The 3,111-nt window shown below is 25.5% G+C and carries 4 protein-coding genes; 1 reads left to right on the forward strand and 3 read right to left on the reverse strand.

The annotated features are described in order from the left end of the window. Window positions 1–88: 88 nt before the first annotated feature. Window positions 89–751, reverse strand: a complete 663-nt coding sequence (locus I4U58_RS13235) for a hypothetical protein (RefSeq protein WP_195931808.1) — start codon at window positions 749–751, stop codon at window positions 89–91. Window positions 752–983: 232 nt separating this feature from the next. On the opposite strand from I4U58_RS13235, the gene I4U58_RS13240 reads away from it, so the two are divergent. After that, window positions 984–1,952 carry an alpha/beta hydrolase gene (locus tag I4U58_RS13240; RefSeq protein ID WP_295574008.1) on the forward strand — a complete coding sequence of 323 codons (969 nt, stop codon included), beginning with the start codon at window positions 984–986 and terminating at the stop codon, window positions 1,950–1,952. A 111-nt stretch (window positions 1,953–2,063) separates the two neighbouring features. Here I4U58_RS13240 and I4U58_RS13245 read toward each other — a convergent pair whose 3' ends face one another. Both I4U58_RS13245 and I4U58_RS13250 read right to left on the reverse strand, forming a co-directional pair. After that, on the reverse strand, window positions 2,064–2,387 hold the full coding sequence (locus I4U58_RS13245) for a hypothetical protein (protein WP_195931810.1): 324 nt from the start codon (window positions 2,385–2,387) through the stop codon (window positions 2,064–2,066). A 133-nt stretch (window positions 2,388–2,520) separates the two neighbouring features. Next, window positions 2,521–2,958, reverse strand: coding sequence for an HD domain-containing protein (locus I4U58_RS13250; protein WP_195931811.1), 438 nt, complete (start codon window positions 2,956–2,958; stop codon window positions 2,521–2,523). Window positions 2,959–3,111: the final 153 nt, after the last annotated feature.

Consider the following 3,111-nt stretch of genomic DNA (forward strand, 5'->3'; position numbering starts at 1 on the left):
AAATATATACAATAAAAAATTTAGGAGATATTGTAGAATTTTTATATTATCTACAATATCTCCTATTATTTTATACAAAAATAATATTTTAACTTTTAATATGTCGAAGTACAAACTTTTTGGAATCATCGAAAAATTTATTTAGAGATTCTTCTGTAAACAATTCATTTTTAGGAAAAGTCGGTATTTGACTTTTATAATTTTCATAAATCCACTTTTCAGTAAGCTCAATATCACTTGGAGTAATTGTATATACTCCATTATCAGTTTTTATGTCGATATTTTTCTTTGGAAATGTAAATTTATTTTCTATATCTAAATACTTTGCAATAAGATTGAAGTTTTTATGTTTGAACTTAATGCAAGACTCCCTATCTCCATAAAAAACACCATCTAAGGTCTTCATTCCTATGATAATATTTTCACTATTATAAATAAAATAATGTTCTTTTAATAAATTATTTAGATAATAATCTAAAAGTATATGGCAGTAGATACCTGTAGAGATTATATCGTTTTTCGCCCAATATCTATCTTTATACTTTTGTAAATCTGGCAAGCTAAGCTCATCTTTATAAATATAATAGTGTGAGAATTTTGATGATATTGGATTATCCATAGGTATTAAGAAACCTGATTTAATATCTGGAATTAAGTTTGCAAGTATAAAAAGATTTTCTTCTTCTTTATTTAAAGCTAAAGTATTTGAAATTTCATTAGCTAATTTTATATGAAAACTCCATGCTGGCATAATAAAAAGTCCTTTCTATAATATAATATTTTAAAAATCTCCCAAAATTTATATACATATTATGTATTATAAAGTAAATGGAATAAATTTCAATAAAAAATAATATATAATTTTTGAAGAAATTTATTGAAATTTAATCTTTATTCATGTATATTTTAATAAGTGAATCATAAGTTTTGATAATCAAAATATTTTATATAAAAAATATTTTATGATCTTAAGGAGGAATATTGTGAAAAAGAAATTAGTAATAGGAATTATAGTAACTTTATTAGCATTGACGGGGATAGGATATGCTATAGGAGATTATTTTGTAAATTATGCGCTATCACCAGTAAGTGACTCAGTAAATAGAGAAATAAATGAAGAAGATAAGATTAATATAAAAGAAGATGCCCAAAATATTATAAAATCAAATCAAACTAAAGAAATGAAAAAGGGAGAAAAATTCAAAAATACTACATCATCTGCAGAAATTAAAAGCAATGATGGATTAAAATTAAAAGCTAAATATAAAATTCAAAAAAAACAAACTAATAAATGGGTAGTTTTAATACATGGATACAAATCAAATAACGATAATATGATGTCTTATGCTGAAAAATACTACAAAGAGGGATATAATGTTTTACTTCCTAATAATAGAGCTCATGGAAATAGCGAAGGTGAATATATAGGTATGGGCTGGTTAGATAAAGAAGATATATCATGTTGGATAGATTGGATAGTAAAAAACGACCCAAAATCTAAAATAATACTTCATGGAGTATCTATGGGTGGTGCTACAACTATGATGACATCAGGAGATAATTTAGATAATGTAGTTGGATACATAGAAGATTGTGGATATACTAGTGTATGGGATATATTTGAAAGTGAATTAGATAAAAGATTTTCACTTCCTGCATTCCCAATATTAAATATATCTAGTACAGTAGCAAATTTAAAAGCTGGATATGATTTTACAGAGGCATCTAGTTTAGAACAAGTTAAAAAATGTAAAAAGCCGATGTTATTTATCCATGGTGGAAAAGATGACTTTGTTCCAACTGATATGGTATACGAAGTTTATAATGTTGCAAACTGTAAAAAGGACTTATATATAGTTGAACAAGCAGGACATGCTGAAGCGAAGGACTACGACCCAGATGCATATTGGGATAAAGTTTTTAACTTTATAAATGAAAATATCGAAATTTAATTGCTTAATATAAAATAAATATTCCCACAAGAGAAAGTACTATATCTCAGGTGGGAATATTTTTATTTTAAATATTTTTATGCGGTATTTATAAGGTATGTATTTTGTAACTTAAATTTGTTCAGATGAAATAGTTTTATCAGAATGATTTGCTGTGACTTTGTCTTCTGGTTTATCGACGTTGCAGAAGTAGTGTATTTCGGAATTGTATTCATATTTTGTTAAATCGCCGATTTTAAAATAAGTGTTACATTTTTCACATTTGGCAACAGAACTCAGTTTTGCACATTTAGGACATATCATATCGTAGTCATAAAAATGATAGTACTTATCCGTCGCCTTTATTTCACAGTCACAAATTTCACAATAACCTATAACTTCAGCAGATTCATCTTGAAAATTATCTTCATGATTATTTGAATAATTATAGTCCATTTATTTACCCCCTTTTATAAAAATAAAATTCCTATATATTACATTATATCATATGAATATATAGGAATTCGCGTGAATTTTAATACATATAATTCAGATTTATAATTTATATGAAATATTATATTTATACAGATTAACAATTTATTAAATAATGATATGCTATTTGATACTTTCTATTTCTATCTAAGTCTCTTTCAGTTAAAGATGGAAGTCTTTTTAAATCCATATTGTGCATTAAATCAGCAAGTTTGACTTCTTTTGCTAATTTGTTAGAGCTTAGATTTTTTATATATTCTTGATAATCTTGTTTAGGATCATATCTTGTAAGCAAAACAACAGCATCGACGATATGTTGTGATAGTCCAATTTCAAGCAAGTACTCAGAATCTACATCAGTATCTTCAATTACATCGTGGAGTATAGCTACGATTTTAGCATCTTTACTTTTTACATTTTCCATTACATGCAGAGGATGTAGTATATATGGATTGCCGGATTTATCAGTTTGACCTTTGTGTTTTTTTACTGCTAGTTCTAGTGCTAATTGAAACTGTTCATTATAAGATAACATTTGTTTACCTCCTGTAATATAAATTTATGTATATTATATCCTATGTTTTTTTATTTTTGTGAAAAATATAGGGATTATTGATTTTATGGAGAATATAGTTTTTTGTATAAATAATATATTAAATGACAGCGTCAAATAAAAAATAAGAAATAA

The sequence above is a fragment of the Clostridium sp. 1001270J_160509_D11 genome, from assembly GCF_015667935.1.
In the GTDB taxonomy this organism is placed as follows: Bacteria; Bacillota; Clostridia; order Peptostreptococcales; family Peptostreptococcaceae; genus Intestinibacter.